14 protein-coding genes are annotated in these 15783 nt (G+C 61.9%); 8 read left to right on the top strand and 6 right to left on the bottom strand.

The window, feature by feature from the left end:
* Positions 1–716: ATP-binding cassette domain-containing protein (locus RMO25_RS07130; protein WP_309661907.1), on the bottom strand; the 716-nt coding region annotated here is incomplete at its 3' end.
* Positions 717–851: 135 nt separating this feature from the next.
* Between RMO25_RS07130 and RMO25_RS07125 the strand changes: the two genes are divergently transcribed.
* From RMO25_RS07125 to RMO25_RS07105, 5 genes are all read left to right on the top strand, one after another.
* A complete protein-coding gene (locus tag RMO25_RS07125; RefSeq protein ID WP_309661906.1) occupies positions 852–1196 on the top strand; it encodes a PepSY domain-containing protein in 345 nt (114 codons plus the stop codon).
* Between the two features lie 119 nt (positions 1197–1315).
* Positions 1316–1981, top strand: a complete 666-nt coding sequence (locus RMO25_RS07120) for a response regulator transcription factor (RefSeq protein WP_309661905.1) — start codon at positions 1316–1318, stop codon at positions 1979–1981.
* Between the two features lie 74 nt (positions 1982–2055).
* A complete protein-coding gene (locus RMO25_RS07115) occupies positions 2056–3366 on the top strand; it encodes an ATP-binding protein (RefSeq protein WP_309661909.1) in 1311 nt (436 codons plus the stop codon).
* A gap of 95 nt (positions 3367–3461) precedes the next feature.
* Positions 3462–5504 (top strand): M13 family metallopeptidase, encoded by a 2043-nt coding sequence (locus RMO25_RS07110; RefSeq protein ID WP_309661904.1) that lies wholly within the window; start codon positions 3462–3464, stop codon positions 5502–5504.
* Between the two features lie 95 nt (positions 5505–5599).
* Positions 5600–6556 (top strand): polyprenyl synthetase family protein, encoded by a 957-nt coding sequence (locus RMO25_RS07105; protein ID WP_405051856.1) that lies wholly within the window; start codon positions 5600–5602, stop codon positions 6554–6556.
* 6 nt (positions 6557–6562) lie between these two features.
* On the opposite strand, the gene RMO25_RS07100 is transcribed toward RMO25_RS07105, so the two are convergent.
* Positions 6563–7171: a hypothetical protein gene (locus RMO25_RS07100; protein WP_309661902.1), complete on the bottom strand. Its 609-nt coding sequence runs from the start codon at positions 7169–7171 to the stop codon at positions 6563–6565.
* Positions 7172–7290: 119 nt separating this feature from the next.
* Between RMO25_RS07100 and RMO25_RS07095 the strand changes: the two genes are divergently transcribed.
* The 3 genes from RMO25_RS07095 to RMO25_RS07085 all read left to right on the top strand — a co-directional run bounded on the left by RMO25_RS07095 (position 7291) and on the right by RMO25_RS07085 (position 9804).
* On the top strand, positions 7291–7572 hold the full coding sequence (locus RMO25_RS07095) for an NADH dehydrogenase ubiquinone Fe-S protein 4 (RefSeq protein WP_309661901.1): 282 nt from the start codon (positions 7291–7293) through the stop codon (positions 7570–7572).
* A gap of 88 nt (positions 7573–7660) precedes the next feature.
* Positions 7661–8782, top strand: a complete 1122-nt coding sequence (gene wecB / locus RMO25_RS07090; RefSeq protein WP_309661900.1) for a non-hydrolyzing UDP-N-acetylglucosamine 2-epimerase — start codon at positions 7661–7663, stop codon at positions 8780–8782.
* A gap of 95 nt (positions 8783–8877) precedes the next feature.
* Positions 8878–9804: a transglutaminase-like cysteine peptidase gene (locus tag RMO25_RS07085; protein ID WP_309661899.1), complete on the top strand. Its 927-nt coding sequence runs from the start codon at positions 8878–8880 to the stop codon at positions 9802–9804.
* On the opposite strand, the gene RMO25_RS07080 is transcribed toward RMO25_RS07085, so the two are convergent.
* Genes RMO25_RS07080 through RMO25_RS07065 form a run of 4 tightly spaced genes read right to left on the bottom strand, consistent with a single transcriptional unit; the run spans position 9801 to position 15729 of the window.
* Positions 9801–11084, bottom strand: a complete 1284-nt coding sequence (locus RMO25_RS07080; protein WP_309661898.1) for an HlyD family type I secretion periplasmic adaptor subunit — start codon at positions 11082–11084, stop codon at positions 9801–9803. The genes RMO25_RS07085 and RMO25_RS07080 overlap by 4 nt on opposite strands.
* Before the next feature lie 26 nt (positions 11085–11110).
* The gene (locus RMO25_RS07075) at positions 11111–12139 is read right to left on the bottom strand and encodes a cell wall hydrolase (RefSeq protein ID WP_309661897.1); all 1029 of its coding nucleotides are present in this window, start codon (positions 12137–12139) and stop codon (positions 11111–11113) included.
* The gene (locus RMO25_RS07070; RefSeq protein ID WP_309661908.1) at positions 12136–14283 is read right to left on the bottom strand and encodes a type I secretion system permease/ATPase; all 2148 of its coding nucleotides are present in this window, start codon (positions 14281–14283) and stop codon (positions 12136–12138) included. The genes RMO25_RS07075 and RMO25_RS07070 overlap by 4 nt, the downstream gene beginning before the upstream one ends.
* Before the next feature lie 24 nt (positions 14284–14307).
* Entirely contained in the window at positions 14308–15729 is a 1422-nt protein-coding gene (locus tag RMO25_RS07065; protein WP_309661896.1) for a TolC family protein, read from the bottom strand.
* Between the last annotated feature and the right edge of the window lie 54 nt (positions 15730–15783).

The raw sequence follows: 15783 nt of genomic DNA, 5'->3' as shown, positions 1-15783 counted from the left end.
CGCGCGGTCACGCCGCGCTGCAACCAATGCAGTTCGAGCTTCAGCTTGGCGTCGAGCTTCTCCGACGCCCGTGTTTCCTCGGCATAAACCGCCTCGGTCCACGCCTCGAACCCGCCAAATCCGATCTCGGCGCGACGGAGTTGGCCACGGTCGAGCCACAGGCAGCTTTTCGTCAGCCGGGTCAGGAAAGTGCGGTCGTGGCTGATCACAATAAACGCGCCGGCAAAGCGGTTGAGCCAGCTTTCGAGCCATTCGATGCCGGCAAGATCGAGATGATTGGTCGGCTCGTCGAGCAGCAGCAAATCTGGCTTCTGCCCCAGCGCCCGCGCGATCGCCGCGCGTCGTCGCTCGCCGCCACTAGCGGTGGCGACCGGCCGCGACAGGTCAACCCCAAGTTGGTCGGCGATTGCCATTGCGTCGTGCGAAGTCGGCGCATCGGGGTCCTGTAGGACCCAGTCCAACAAACTTTCGAACCCAGTCATGTGCGGATCCTGCTCGAGCAGAACGACCTTGGTGCCAGGGACGATCGTCCGCCGCCCTTGGTCGGTTTCGACGATGTTTGCGATACATTTGAGCAGCGTGGTTTTGCCGGCGCCGTTGCGGCCGATCAGGGCCAGCCGGTCACGCGCGCCGATATGAACGTCGAGGCCACGGAACAGCCAGCCTTCGCCCTGATGCAGGCCGAGGCCTTCGAATGAAAGAATGGGAGCGGCCATGGTCAGCAGCGCCCCTAGTCAATCAGGAGCGCGAGGTCACCCCGTGCGCCGGTCGCCAAGCATGAACGGCAGCGTTCCCAACCATTCATAGCGCATTCAATGCCTTGTGTTAGAACTCGGGCCAAGAGAATCGCTTTGAGCCTGTTTCACCGCCTTTTTGCCGCCGTCCTTGGCGTCGGCCTGTTTGCCACCCCCGCGTTGGCCGAGCGCCCGCGCGCGCCGATGGTGGCTCTGCCGCGTATTCAGCCGCAGGCTCAACCACGCGACCAGGACCGGGCATTCGAAGCCACCAAGCAAGGCCGTTCGATGCCGCTACCCAATATCGAACGGCGTGTAATGCCGTTCATGGGCGGCGCCGACTATCTCGGGCCTGAACTCAATGGCGACACCTATCGACTGAAGTTCATGCGCGACGGCCGGGTGATCTGGGTCGACGTCGATGCCGCTACCGGCCGAGTCCTCCGCCGCTCCAATCCGTAAGCGGCATATTCAAGGCGCCAGTTGACTTTTCGCCACGATTCCCCAGTTCGTTTCCCTACCGCAACCGATCGGCTACAAGCGGGTTGAGAGCAGGTAACGGCCAAGGAGCCTCAGCAAACATGCGTGTTTTGATCGTCGAGGACGAACCCAATCTCGGGCGCCAGCTCCGTTCGACGCTGGAAGGGGCCGGTTATGCGGTCGATCTCGCCACCGACGGCGAGGACGGCCATTATCTCGGTTCGACCGAAAGCTATGACGCGGTGATCCTGGATCTTGGATTGCCCGAAGTTGACGGCCTGACAGTGCTCGACCGCTGGCGCAAGGAAGGCAAGCGCATGCCAGTGCTGGTCCTGACCGCCCGCGACAGCTGGTCGGATAAGGTTGCCGGTCTTGATGCTGGCGCCGACGATTATCTCGCCAAGCCGTTCCAGACCGAGGAGCTGATTGCGCGGCTTCGGGCGCTCATTCGCCGCGCCAGCGGCAATGCGTCGTCCGAACTCAACGCCGGCGACATCCGGCTCGACACGCGGTCGGGCAAGGTGACCAAGGCCGGCGAGCCGGTCAAACTGACCGCGCAGGAATATAAGCTCCTGTCCTACCTGATGCACCACAAGGGCAAAGTGGTCAGCCGGACCGAGTTGATCGAACATATCTACGACCAGGACTTCGATCGCGATTCCAATACCATCGAGGTATTCGTGACGCGTATCCGCAAGAAACTCGGCGCAGAAGTTATCACCACCATCCGCGGCCTTGGCTACAGTCTCGAGGACAGCGGCGCTTGAACGATACTGCCGCCGCTCAACCGGCGGCGGCGGTCAAGGCCAGCCGCCGCGGCATCGGTTCGCTAACGCGGCGGATGACCGGCGTCGCAGCGCTGTGGATTATCCTACTGCTGCTGATGGGCGGCTTCGCGCTCGACAAGGTATTGACCAGCTCAATCGTCCGCAATTTCGACAATCAGCTCGAATACATACTCAACCGTAGTATCATCGCGGCTTCCGAGATCGGGCCCGACGGCGAGGTCCGCTTCAACCGACCCCCGGCCGACCAGCGCTTCATCGAGCCCTATTCCGGCGTCTATTTTCAGATCAGTGGCGCCGGCGCCGATACCTTCCCGTCGCGATCGCTGTGGGACCGCCGCCTGCGCGTCGGCAGCGAGCATAACGACAAAACGGTCCACACCTACGACAGCAAGGAATTCGCCGGCGAACCGCTACGGATTGCCGAGCGCGATGCAATTCTTCCCGGTTCAGAAGTTCGCTGGCGCTTCCAGGTTGCCCAGTCGCGCGAGATCATCGACCAACAAATCCGCGAGCTGCGCTCAACCCTGATCTGGAGCTTTGCCGTGCTCGGCGCCGGCCTTCTGATCCTCGCCGGATTGCAGACGGTTTACGGCTTATGGCCGCTGCGCCGGGTTCGCCGTGAGGTCGCGCTGATCCGATCGGGCGAAAAAACCCGCATTTCGCAGGCATTCCCGTCCGAGATTCGCCCGCTGACTGAAGAAATCAACCAGCTGCTCGCGCATAGCGAGGCCCAGGCCGAAGAAGCTCGCCGCCATGCCGGCAACCTCGCCCATGCGCTGAAGACGCCGCTGACCGTGGTTACCAACGCCGCCACGGCCCAGTCGCCCGATCTTGCCGCGACCGTTCGCCGAGAGGCGCTGGTGATGCGCCGCCAGGTCGATCACCACCTCGCCCGAGCGCGCGCCATCGGTCGCCGGGCATCGGCCCACGCCCGAGCCACCGTCTGGCAAAGCCTGGAGGCCGTGCAGCGGGTGCTCGACCGCCTCTACGAGGACGTCACGGTCGACATTGCCGGCGATCGGCAGGCCCAAGTGCGGGTTGAGCGGCAGGATCTCGACGAGATGATCGGCAATTTGGTCGAGAACGCCGCCAAATATGGCGGTGGTCGGGTTTTCGTGACGGTTGAGCCCAAGGGTCGCATGGTCGACATATTGGTCGAAGACGACGGCCCGGGCATCGCCGTAGCTGATCGCGGGTCGCTATTCGCGCGCGGCGCCAGGCTCGACACCACCGGCAAGCCGGGCACCGGCCTCGGCCTTGCCATCGTCCGCGACGTCGCCGAGATTTATGGCGGCCGGGTAGCGCTGGAAGAAAGCGAGGATTTGGGCGGGCTACTCGCGCGTTTATCACTCCCCGCCGGATGAGTTCACCGCTAATCTTTGCCGTTCGTCGAAAGGTTTGAGGGCTCGCGGAGCTCGAACCCTAAAGGTGCCACTGCTCGTGAGAGGGTATGTTTAACATGATCAACACATCGTGGCTGGTTGGTGCCAGCGCTGCCTTGATGCTGACCACCGCATCGCCAACTTTGGCGCAGGCGGCCACCAAGCCTGCTGTCGGCAACTGGGGATACGAACCGTCGGCGATGGACACCTCGGTGAAGCCGGGCGACGACTTCTTTGCCTACGTCAATGGCAGTTGGCTCAAGCGCACCGAGATTGCTCCGGACCGCACTTTTGCCGGCATAAATTCGATCCTCAACGACCAGATCGACCGCGACGTGCGCGCCATTGTCGAAGAAATGGCAAAAAATCCGGATCAATCGGGCAAGATCGGGCAGCAGGTTGGCGATCTTTACGCAAGCTGGATGGACGAGGCGGGGATCGAAGCGCGCGGCACGGCGCCGCTCAAGCCCTATCTGAACGCCATCGCCGCTAGGAAAGACCGAACTGGTTTGGTCGACTTGTTCGCAACACCTGGATACGATTCGCCTTTCGGCATCAGTATTTTCAGCGATCTCAAAAACCCCACCCGATATTCAGTTTATGTTTCGCAAGGCGGGCTCGGCTTGCCTAATCGCGACTATTATCTGCTTCAGGAGGCGAAGTATGTCGCCTACCGCGCAGCGTACCGCGCTTACATAAAGCAGATGCTTGGGCTGGCCGGAATCCCCAATGCCGCGGCCAAGGCGATCAACATCCTGGCGCTTGAAAGCAAGATCGCCAAGCTTCACTGGACGCCTGAGAAAAGCCGCGACGTTCAACTCAACTACAATCCTATGAGCCGCGCAAAATTGAACACGGCGGCGCCGCAAATTCAATGGAGTCGCATGCTCGACAAGCTCGGACTCAACCGGATTGATACGGTGGTCATCCAGCAAACCAGCGCGATCAAGGGCGAAGCCGGTCTGCTTGGCAGCGTGCCACTGCAGACGTGGAAAGACTGGCTCGCGTTCCACTTCATCAGCTCAAATGCAGCCGTACTCCCCAAGGCATTCGACCAGGCGCAATTTGGCTTCTACTCAAAGACACTGCGCGACGTTCCGGTGCAGCGCGACCGATGGAAACGCGGTGTCGATTTGGTCAATGACGCACTCGGCGAAGGCCTGGGCCAGATCTATGTCGAGCGCCATTATCCGCCCGAAAGCGACCGGCAGATGGGCGAGCTCATCGCCAATATCCGGGCCGCTTTGCAGGAGAAGATCGAAACCAATGGCTGGATGGATGCGCCGACCAAAACACAGGCGCTGGCCAAGCTCGCGAGTTTCGACCCACGCACTGGACATCCGGCCAAATATATCGATTATTCGAGTCTGATAGTGCGACACGGCGATCCATTAGGCAACGCCATCCGGGCGGACGATTTCGGTTGGAAACTGCTTCTGTCACGCCTGCCCAAGCCGGTTGATCGCCAGTTGTGGGACATGCTGCCGCAGACCAACAACGCCTATTATGATCCGACCCAAAACCAGATCACCTTCCCGGCGGCCATCCTCCAGCCGCCCTATTTTGATCCCAAGGCCGACCCCGCTTCCAATTATGGCAGTATCGGTGCGACCATCGGTCACGAAATCGGCCACGGGTTCGACGACCAAGGCCGCCAGTTCAACGCGCAAGGGCAGTTGCGCGACTGGTGGACGCCAGCGAGCGCCAAGCTTTACACTGAACGCGCCGACCGGTTGGTCAAACAATATGATTCCTACGAACCAATCCCGGGGGTTCATATCAAAGGCCAGCTGACGCTCGGCGAGAACCTCGGCGACCTGGGTGGGCTCGAAGTCGCTTTTGCCGCTTACCGTCGCTTCGTTGCCAAGCATGGCGAGCCGCCGGTAATCGACGGTTTGACCGGCGACCAGCGCTTCTTCGTCGCCTACGGCTACAGCTGGGAGACCAAGCAACGCGAAGGCGCGTTACGGGCGCAACTTTTGGGCAACCCGCACTCGCCGGCCGCGTACCGCGTCAACGGCGTCGTTCGCAACTTTGAGCCTTGGTACGCGGCGTTCAATGTAAAGCCCGGCGACCAGCTCTATTTGCCGCCTGATCAGCGGGTCCATATCTGGGAGTAAAGCTAGGCAATCGGGCACTGTCCGGCTAGGTCGGTGCCGTGTCCGCCACCGTCCATCCGCTGCGCCAAACGCGGGAGCCATCGCTCGACCCAATCATGGCGCTCGTCGCGGCCGACATGAATGGCGTCAATGCCGTCATTCTCGAGCGTATGCAAAGCAATGTGGCGCTGATTCCCGAACTCGCCGGCCATTTGATTGCCGGCGGCGGCAAGCGCATGCGACCAATGCTGACCCTCGCCTGCGCGAGCTTGCTCGGTTATTCCGGGAGCCGCCACCAGCAGCTCGCTGCAGCGGTCGAATTCATCCACACCGCGACCTTGCTGCACGACGATGTCGTCGATGGTTCCGGCACCCGCCGCGGCAAGCGGACCGCCAACCTCATCTGGGGCAATCCGGCCAGCGTCCTGGTCGGTGATTTTTTGTTCAGCCGAGCGTTCGAGCTGATGGTCGAAGACGGCAGCCTGAAAGTCCTCAAAATCCTCAGCCATGCCTCGGCCGTCATTGCCGAAGGCGAGGTCGAGCAATTGACCGCTCAGCGACGGATCGAAACCGGTGAGGAACAATATCTCGAGATCATCGGCGCCAAAACTGCCGCCCTGTTCGCCGCTGCGTGCCGGATCGCGCCGGTTGTGGCCGAGGCCGGCGACGAAGCCGAAGTCGCTCTGGAAAGCTATGGCCGCAATCTCGGCATTGCCTTCCAGCTGGTCGACGACGTCATCGATTATGCATCGGACGCGATAACCATGGGCAAAGGCGTCGGCGACGACTTTCGCGATGGCAAGATGACGTTGCCCCTGATCCTCGCATACGCCCGAGGGGCGAGCGCCGAGCGAAAGTTCTGGGAAGCCGCAGTCAGCGGAGAGCGAGTTTCGGATGAGGACCTCGCGCAGGCGATCGCCCTGATGCGATCAAGCGAAGCCTTGTCCGACACGATCGACCGCGCACGGCATTACGGCCGGCGCGCCATCGACGCGCTCGGCCTGTTCCCTGCCGGCAAAGCCAAATCCGCGCTCACCGAAGCGGTCGAGTTCGCCGTCGCCCGCGCTTACTGAGCGGGCCTAACCGATCGGAACCATCAAGTGCGCGTAGGGCGTGCCAGCCCACATCACATACGGCACGTTGGTGTCCGGCTTTGCACCCGACGGATAGCCCTTGAGCAAGTTTTGCGAACCGACCACCATTACGTGCGGGCCAGTTTTGACCCAGTCATTGTCGCCGGTCGGAGCAGTCGCATAAGGATCGACATTGCTGGCGTCGGTGCCGCCTTCGAGCATGTAGATCATGCCGACCGTGTTGGCCGGGGGCGGTTTATGGCCCATCCACGCCATCGCCCATTTTGCGGCATTGGCGTCCATGCACATCGGGTCGGGTCCCGGTGTGGTCGGGCTGTCGGGCATGCAGGTCCAGCCGTTCTTGCCCTCGCGCAGCGTCTTCATCGAGCCGTCGGCATTGGCCATGACAATGGTCGCATCGCCGGCGATCGACTTGGGGCCAGCCGACATCGCGCTTGCCACCGGGTCGCGGGCACTAGCGGCGGTATTTGCCGCGGCGGTGTCTGCGGCGGCCACATTGTCCGTGGCATTCGACGTAGCTTTTTGTGCACTGCAGCCGGCGATCGCCAGAGCCGCGCTCGCGACCAGCAGGCAGTAATTCTTCGACAATGTCATGGAGCCCTCCGTTCGAAATGCGAAGGATGGTCCCCATATCACTTCAAACACATCGCGTGGAGTCGGAAAACAGGCTGCGCACTTGATTCCGCCTGCCGCCTTTGCCAACTCTAGAAGCGATGACCGTCGCTCGCATTTCACAGCTCGACCGCAGAACGACTCAGTCGGGCAAGGCCAACGCTGGGCGCTGGATGCTCGAGTTCGAACGCGCGGATCCGCTGCGGGCGGATCCGCTGACCGGATGGGCTGGATCGAACGATACCAACCCGCAAGTGCGACTCAATTTCACCAGCAAAGCTGCAGCCATCGCCTATGCGAAGCGCCACGGATTAGCGTTTCATCTCGTTCCCGCCGGCCCAGTAAAGCTTAAGCTACAGACTTACGCCGACAATTTTCGCTAAAAGTCGGCTCAAAGACACTTCTTGCGATTCCACCGCAGTGGATGCAGATTAAACCGCCGAAGTAGGGGGGCATCTGCATACTGCGGACGTGAGGCTGGTCGTCGGCACCAGACCCGAAGCTATCAAACTTGCCCCGGTGGCCCAGGCGCTGGCGGCGCGCGGCGTGCGCCCGTCGCTGATCCTGACTGGCCAACATAACCTCAATCCGGCCGAGTTTGATCTTGGCGCTTTTCCAGCAACGCGACTCCACTGCCCGGGTACGGAGAACCCGCATGTGCACGTCAGAAACGTTACGCTAGCCGTCGAAATGCTGCTTCGACAACGCCCCGATTTGCTCATCGTGCAAGGCGATACATCGAGCGCGCTCGGCGGTGCCCTGGCGGGTTTCCTTGCCGCAGTTCCGGTGGCGCATGTCGAGGCCGGGTTACGCAGCCACGACGTGTCCATGCCATGGCCCGAAGAAGAATATCGCACGGCTATCGATGCGCAGGCCGACCTGTTATTTGCCCCGACTCCGCTGGCCGCTGCCAATCTCAGAAGTGAAAAGGTCGCCGGAGAAATCTTCGTGACCGGTAACACGGGTATTGATGCGCTGGTGAAAACAAGAGCGGAGTTGCCGCCCCCTCGCCTTCACGATCGCGGATTGCCCCGGCTACTTGTCACCTGTCACCGCCGAGAGAATTGGCACGCGGGCCTGGCGTCGGTTGCCTCGGCCCTGCGCCAGCTCGCCGATGAAGGTACCGCCAGCAGCGACGTGCTGTTGCATCCAAACCCGCACGTATCCCGGACGATCGAAGGACTGCTGGGCAAATGTCGAGGAATCACTCTCGTGGCGCCCTGCAACCAGCGCAAGCTCGCATCGCGGATGCGCGAATGCGATTTGATGCTGAGCGACTCTGGCGGTGTCCAGGAAGAAGCGCCCGCCCTCGGCGTGCCGCTGCTGGTCTTGCGCGAGAAGACTGAGCGCCCGGAGGCCCTTTGGAGCGGCAACATGCGATTGGTCGGCATCGATACGAAGCTAATTGTTGAAACGGTCCGCAACCTCTTAGGCGACCCCGTCGCTCTCGCGGCAATGGCCCGTCCATGCCTGCCCTATGGCGATGGCCGGGCTGGCGTGCGGATCGCCGCCTTGATCGAGCAGTGGCTGATCGGCCATTCGCCTGCGACTTCGCCCCGCCCGCGATCAACCGGGGCTGCGCGCAATAGTTGATGGTCGCCATATTGGTGCATTCAATCAATTGGTTATTGACGGTTTAACCAACCTCTTTAGCCGTGTCTTCGCCTTGTCCTGCGACAAGCAGCGGCATGGACAATTCTTTCAAGAGCCGGCCACTGGGCCGCTTCGCAGCAGCCCTCGCGGTCTCGCTCCTCCCCGCGCCAGCCCTCGCGCAGGCAGTCGCTCCACAGCCAGCGACCGGGTACAGCCTGCGCTACGACAAGACTGAAGCAATTCTCGGCGGTGCGCCGAGTCGCCTTGCTGCAATTCTCGCCGGGCAACAGGGCCAGGTGAGTGCACAGCCACTGCTACAGCCCGCGGCGCTAAGCATTCGGACGCCGACTTACGCCGTGCTTCGCGAAACGCGCCCTGGTGATTCCAAACGGTTCAGCCCCAGCGCTTTTACCGGGCGCCCGGATGTCTTTGGAAGCGTCGCTTTGTCTGTTGGCCATACTCCGCTTGACCAGCGCTGGCACAGCGTTGAGGGGCGGCGGGTAGTCGGCGCTCCCGCAACTTACGCCGCATCGTTGCGCGGCGAGGGTGAGCTGGCGCGGGTTGAAGCTGTCAATCGCTACGTCAACGCTCGCGTGCAGTTTGTGGACGATTCCCGTCAGTACGGGCGCGCTGATCTGTGGGCAGCGGCTAGTGACACGCTGCGCCGCGGCCGCGGTGACTGCGAAGATTATGCGATCGCCAAGTTCCAGATGCTTCGTACGGCCGGAGTTTCCGATCGTAATCTATATTTGGTAATCGCCCGGGACCTCGTTCGCCGCGCCGACCATGCAATGCTGGTGGTTCGCTCCAGCGGGCGCATGCTGGTACTCGACAGTGGCAGCAACCGAATTCTCGATGCCGACGAAATTAGCGACTATCGGCCAGTGCTGACGTTCTCGGCTTCGGGTGCCTGGACCCATGGATACCGCCGTGACTCGGCCCCGCTCGCTGCACCGATGACGATGGCATCAGCGACGGTCGCGGCCCTCGTTCCATCCAGCGCGGCTGGTTTGTCGGATTAGCGTTCGCGAAGCGCGTCGCTGCGGGCCTTCAAGACTGGTTTCAGCAAGTAGCTGAGGATGCTTTTGCGTCCGGTGATGATCTGTGTGTCGGTCATCATACCCGGCGTAATCGGAAGCTTGCGGCCAGCCGAGACGACATAGCTTCGGTCCGTTTCAACGATCACGGTGAAATAGGCCTGTTTTTCATTCTCGTCGTAAATCGAGTCGGCCGACACTTGCACGACCCGGCCATCAAGACCGCCGTAGGTCGAAAAATCATAAGCGGTAACCTTGACCAGCGCCCGGTCACCCACCTTGATGAACGCGATGTCGCTCGGCTTGACCCGTGTCTCGACCAGCAATTTGTCGCCCATCGGGATGACTTCCATCACCTTTTGGCCGGCCGCCACGAAACCACCGATGGTTGTCACCGCAAGGTCATTGACGACGCCGTCAACTGGTGAGCGCAATTCCATCCGGCCCAGGCGGCCGCGGGCACCGCGCAACGATTCCTGGTTAACCGCAATCTTCTGATTGATCTGGCTGCGCTCATTGAGTGCTTCCTGGCGGAAGCTAAAGCCGGCTTCGCTGGCCTGGGCTTGCGCTTCGCGCACACCTGCCATGGAACGCGATTGCTGCTCGCGTGCGGCTGCGATCTTGCCTTGCAAATCATTCACTTCGCGCCGCGCACTTAGCAACTCGGTTTGCGGGACGATATTCTTCGCTGCCAACGGCTCCAGCATTCCAATCTGCTTCTGCGCCAGGGCCAGACTGCCTTGCAGACTGCTGATCGTGGCTTGCGCTTCGGACGCTTCGCGGCGGCGCTGATCAGCCCCGGCGTTGAGCGCGGCAACCCGGCTGCGCAGGGCGGACTCGCGTACTTGGCGCAACTGAGCCTCGTCGGCGCAATCGGTCCCGTTGCAAACGGTCGAGGTGCCCGTGCCTTCGACGGAAAGGCGCGCCGAACGAGCCGACAGGGCTTGCGTCTCGGCTTCAATCTGGCCGAGCTCCGAGGCACTCTGGGTATCGTCGAGACGCGCTAGCAACTGGCCGCGACGAACACGCTGGCCCGACCGCACCATCAGCTCCCGGATTGTCGCCGGTTCGGCCGCCTGGATTATTTGCGCCTTGCTGGTCGGAATGACCTTGCCCTGCCCCTTGGTCACTTCATCGACCTGGGCGAACATTGCCCACAGCAGGAACAATCCAAACCCAACGGCGGACGCGACGATAATCAATCGTGATCCGGTCAGCGGTTGGCGCGGACGCTTGCTCGCGCCGAGAAACGGAAGACTTGCCATGACTACGCTTTACTCCAACTCGTCGTTCAGCGCGAGGCGATGACCGGGGCTCCCGATGCCGCGACAACCACGGCGGGCCCAGGTGCCTTGGCGCGTTGCTCGGCCAGCGCGCGCGACGTCGCGGTCGCCACCTCATCGGGTCCGGGAATATGGAGAGTCCAGCCCTTGGTTGTGTCGAGTAATCCGCCGACGTCATTTTCAGCCCGCGCGATCGGCGGTCCGGCCTGCGTCAACGATACAGTCGGATCGACCATGCCTGGCTCGCTGACGGAGCGAAGTGGCGGACGAAGGGCCAACGGATCCTGCGGTTCACCGATGTAACGGCCGGTAAATGCAGCGCGCATGCCCCACGTGCCTGGCCAGCGATAAAAGATGTGGGCGCCCAATTGCGTAATTTTGGTCAGCATCGGCGCCCAACGTGGCGCTACATAATCGGCGTGATAGTGAGTGGCCGAGCCAACTGCGGTCTCGACGAAGCCAGCCAGAGCCGCCTCGGCGACAGCTTTGGCGTCGCGCCACGCGGCCGCGGCAGGCGCGCGGTAAAGCGAGCCGTCGCAGACAAAGCTGAATTGGCAAACTGGTGAACTGGCACCTTGATAGACGACACCGCACACCGACTTGGGGAATGCCGGATGGCGCATGCGGTTGAGCACGACCTGGGCGACCGCACGACGGCCTTCCATCGGCTCGAACCCGGCCTCGTAATAGACAGCTTGGGTCAGGCATAGCAGGGCCCGGCGGTGATCTAGGTCGTCACCGCGGATAGCGAACGGCTGGGCCGCTTGGAGCGGTGACGTGCTGAACGGCAGCGCGGCATTGATCAGTTTCGCTTGTTCGCCGACGGCGCGATTTTCTGCGGGCGACGCGCTGGTGGCGGCGACCAGGGCCGCGGCTTTGGCTGCCGACAGCTGAACAGAAACCGTCTTTGCCGCATGGGCCGACATAATCGACCACAAGACAGCTGCGACCAGCGCCGCAACGAATAGCGCAGCGAAAGCCAATGACCCGGTTCGGTGTTCGGCGACACGACGCCGTGCGATCGCAAAGGAAGTCATGACTTGGCTTCCTTCTTGGCCGGAGCGTTCAAGCGTCCGATCACTTCATCGCGAGGACCATCGGCGATGATCCGTCCGGCATCGATAACAATCAGGCGGTCGAGGATCGACAGCATGTTATGGCGATGGGTGGCAACCACCAGCGTCTGATCAGGCGCGAGCGCGGTCTTCAAATGCTCGATAAAATATAGCTCGGTCTGGGTGTCCATCGAGCCGCTGGGTTCATCGAGAAACAACAGCTTGCTGGGGGACACCAAAGCACGGGCGAGAACCAGCAATGCGCGTTGGCCGCCGGATAGCCGCGACCCGCGCTCACCGACGGGCAAATCGAAACCGGCGGCGTCGCGCGAAAGGAAAATATCGGCGCCCGAGCGAACGACCGCGTCGATTAACTGGTTGTCGGTCGCCTGTGGGGCGCCGAGCATCAGATTGTCGCGAACCGTACCGCTAAACAGTTCGGCATCCTGACCGACGAAGCGAAATGCCTCGCGCAATTGGTGGGGGTGGAACTGGCGGCTATCGAGGCCGTCGATGTTGAACGTCCCGTCGGTCGGTTCATAAAGCCCACAGAGAACGCGCCCGAGCGTCGACTTGCCCGAGGCCACACGACCGATAATCCCGATCCGCTCGCCGGGCTTAATCGACAATTTCAACTCGGAGAGTGAATTCCGCGAGGCGGACGGATACTGGAAATCGAGATTGGTCAGCTCGATATGACCCGCGCGGATTTCGGGCATGATGCTGCGCAACGCCGATTGCCGCTCGTCGGTGACATCCATCATTGTCTGTAGCGAATCGAGCGTCGCGAAGGCCTGACGACCGCGGGTGAAAAGGAAGGCCAGCTGTCCGATTGGCTGGATCGAGCGGCCCGCAAGCATGATGATGGCGATGATCGCGCCCATCGTCATCTCGCCTTCGTTGAAACGGTAGAAGCCACCGATCAGCAGCCCGACGCTGATCAGCTGCTGGGAAACGCCGGCGAGGTTGACGGCGACCGCGGTCAGCCTGCGCATCCGTTCCTGGGTGGACGCCGTCATACTGGAATAGCGGCGCCAGCGCCCGAGCATCTGCCCCTCGGCGCGCGCAGCCTTGAGCGTCTCGGCCCCGGCAATCGACTCGACCAGCAGTGAATTCTGGAGGCTAGAGTCGGCCTGTGCGTCCAGAGCGGCGCGGCCCATGGTCTTTTGCAGGCTGACCCCGGCGAACAACATCAGTGCAATGCCAGCGATTGGGACGAAGACAAGCCAGCCGGCCAGGGCGGTGATGAGGATCAGGAACAGGAACAGGAACACGACATCGACCGCCAGGACGACGGTGGTCGACGCGAAGAAGTCGCGGACCATCTCATATTCCGACACGCGGCGCGCCAAAGCGCCGGTGCTGCCCTGTCGGGCGGACATCGGCAGATTCATGACTTTCTCGAACAGCTTCTGCGCGAGCTTGGCGTCGAGCTTGCGGCCGATCTCGTCGATCAGCTGCGATCTTGCCAGGCGAAGGATGAAATCGAACACCAAGGCCAGGCCAACGCCGGCGGCGAGCACCCACAAGGTCGATACCGCTTTGTTGGGGATCACGCGATCATAGACGTTCATCGTGAACAGCGGCATCGCCAGCGCCAGCAAATTGACGATCAGAGCCGCCAACAGGACCGGCCAGAATTCGCGCCGGACTTTCCAGACTTCGGACCAGAACCAATGCGTACGTTTGGCTTTGTCCCACGGACGCTCGCCTTCACGTTCTTTGGCCGGGTCGGCTTCGACAACGACCGCGCGGCCAGTGTAGACGGCCTCAATCTCCGAGAGCGGGGCCCAGAATGGTTCGGGTACACCCGGCGCGTAAATCAATCCGTCGGTGTCGCGCATTTCGAGCAGGACAGCGGCGCGATCGTCGGACAGCTCGAGAATCGCCGGCAGCTTGCGCGACGGCCAACCCTTGAATTTGCGATTGTAGGGATCGCCACGCATCCCGACCTGATCGAGCGCCGACTCGATCTGGTGAAACGGCAACGATCCAGTTTCGGAGAGCGCGAGCCCTGCGCGAAGGAGAACCGGCGAAGATGGCCGGTCCGCCCCCTTCGCTAGGTAGGCCAAGCAATCGAGGACGGGGTCAATTTCGTGCGACGGCCGTGCGTCAAGCCAATGCATGAAACTCACTACCCGTCCTCAACACTAGTTACTGCCGCCAGCCGGTGCCGGGGGTCCCATGGCGGGCAGCGGATAGCTGCTCTCATCGAGATCGGCGGGCGGGATCGGATTGACGTGGAAGCGCGTACGCTGGTCGCGGGTCGCGGCCGCCGGCATCGATACGCCAAGCGCTTCGATCAGCTTGTCGGTCGCCGCCAGAACGCGATATTGCGCGTATAGCTTGGCAAGCCGGGCCGTTTCGGTCTGGGCCTGGACGTTGTTACGCGTGTTCTGCGCATCCAGCACATCGAGCAGCGAGCGGCGGCCGATGTTGAACTGCTCACGATAGGACAGCAGCAGGTCGTCGGTAATGCGGCTCTGGGTCTCCAGCTCGGTCACCAGGCGGCTTTGGTTCTGCAGCCGGCTCCACGCGGTGCGCGTGTCCTCCTCTGCCTGCCGGGTCCGTTGGAACAGCCGGGCGTGAACTTCATCGGCACGGTTGCGCTGTTCGCGGACGTTGGCTTCCTTGGTGCCGCCATTGTACAGCAACCAGCGCAGCACGACGTTGGCTTGAAGGTCGGTCGTCCGGCCGGCAAAACCGTCAATATCGTGACCAGCGCGGGCACGGCCCTCGAGATTGACGCGCGGCCCGATATCGGCACGCGCCGCCCGAATTTCTTCGCGCGACGTGTTGAGGTCGGCAATCGCTTCCTGAACCCGCGGATTATTCACTCGAGCGAGCGCTTCGCCTTCCTCGAGCGTGGCCGGAACAAACTGCGACAAATCGGGCGGCATCGACACGCTGTCGATCTGCATCCCGGTCAATGTCCGAAAGGTAATTCCGGCCGTTTCCAAATCTTCTTTGGCCTCGGTCACGCGAGCGCGAGCCGACTGCAGCCGCTCTTCCGCCTGCTGTTGATCAGCAACACTGATCGAACCTTTCGAGACGCCTTCGCGAAGGTCACCCGCGAGCCGCTCATGGAAGGTCGCATTGTCTTCGGCGATCGCCACCAGCCGCTGCTGGAGAAGAAAGTCGATGTACGTGCGAGCGACATTCAGAGCGACGAATTCAGATCGTTCCTCGACGCGCGATGCAGCGGCGTCGGTGCGTGACGCCTGGCGCTTGATTTCTGCTTCACGACCACCGCTGTTGAACAGCAGCTGGTCGAAAATCAGATCGCCTTCGATCGGATACAGAGTCTGGTCCGCAAGCCCGATGCTGCGGCGAGTCGGATTGCGAAGACTGCGAACTCCCGCCGATCCTTCGACCGAAATCCTAGGGTACCACAGCCCCTGAGCCTGAACCCGTTCTTCCTGTGTCGCTACCCGGTTGGCAACCGCCTGACGGATTTCCGGATTGGTTGTGAGAGCGGATTGTACCGCGTCGCGCAGTTCAACTGCATATGCCGGCGTAGTGCAAAGCAGCACCGCTCCGGGGACGATCATCGTCCAGTGCTTCTTCTTCATAATTCCCCCTTCTGGTCTTCCATTCGGGTCCCTACCGTCCACCAGTAGAGACCC

Source organism: Sphingomonas sp. (genome assembly GCF_031361285.1).
Taxonomy (GTDB): Bacteria; Pseudomonadota; Alphaproteobacteria; order Sphingomonadales; family Sphingomonadaceae; genus Sphingomicrobium.
The sequence above is the reverse complement of the archived record's forward strand: the minus strand, read 5'-3'. Positions and strand labels throughout refer to the sequence as shown.

What these genes read in the sequence shown, in the direction of transcription:
- RMO25_RS07095 (WP_309661901.1), top strand. Translation starts at nt 7,291, where the DNA reads ATGACCGTCGCTCGCATTTCACAGCTCGACCGCAGAACGACTCAGTCG.
- RMO25_RS07085 (WP_309661899.1), top strand. Translation starts at nt 8,878, where the DNA reads ATGGACAATTCTTTCAAGAGCCGGCCACTGGGCCGCTTCGCAGCAGCC.
- RMO25_RS07075 (WP_309661897.1), bottom strand. Translation starts at nt 12,139, where the DNA reads ATGACTTCCTTTGCGATCGCACGGCGTCGTGTCGCCGAACACCGAACC.
- RMO25_RS07080 (WP_309661898.1), bottom strand. Translation starts at nt 11,084, where the DNA reads ATGGCAAGTCTTCCGTTTCTCGGCGCGAGCAAGCGTCCGCGCCAACCG.
- RMO25_RS07065 (WP_309661896.1), bottom strand. Translation starts at nt 15,729, where the DNA reads ATGAAGAAGAAGCACTGGACGATGATCGTCCCCGGAGCGGTGCTGCTT.
- RMO25_RS07100 (WP_309661902.1), bottom strand. Translation starts at nt 7,171, where the DNA reads ATGACATTGTCGAAGAATTACTGCCTGCTGGTCGCGAGCGCGGCTCTG.
- RMO25_RS07115 (WP_309661909.1), top strand. Translation starts at nt 2,056, where the DNA reads ATGACCGGCGTCGCAGCGCTGTGGATTATCCTACTGCTGCTGATGGGC.
- RMO25_RS07110 (WP_309661904.1), top strand. Translation starts at nt 3,462, where the DNA reads ATGATCAACACATCGTGGCTGGTTGGTGCCAGCGCTGCCTTGATGCTG.
- RMO25_RS07070 (WP_309661908.1), bottom strand. Translation starts at nt 14,283, where the DNA reads ATGCATTGGCTTGACGCACGGCCGTCGCACGAAATTGACCCCGTCCTC.
- RMO25_RS07120 (WP_309661905.1), top strand. Translation starts at nt 1,316, where the DNA reads ATGCGTGTTTTGATCGTCGAGGACGAACCCAATCTCGGGCGCCAGCTC.
- RMO25_RS07105 (WP_405051856.1), top strand. Translation starts at nt 5,600, where the DNA reads ATGGCGCTCGTCGCGGCCGACATGAATGGCGTCAATGCCGTCATTCTC.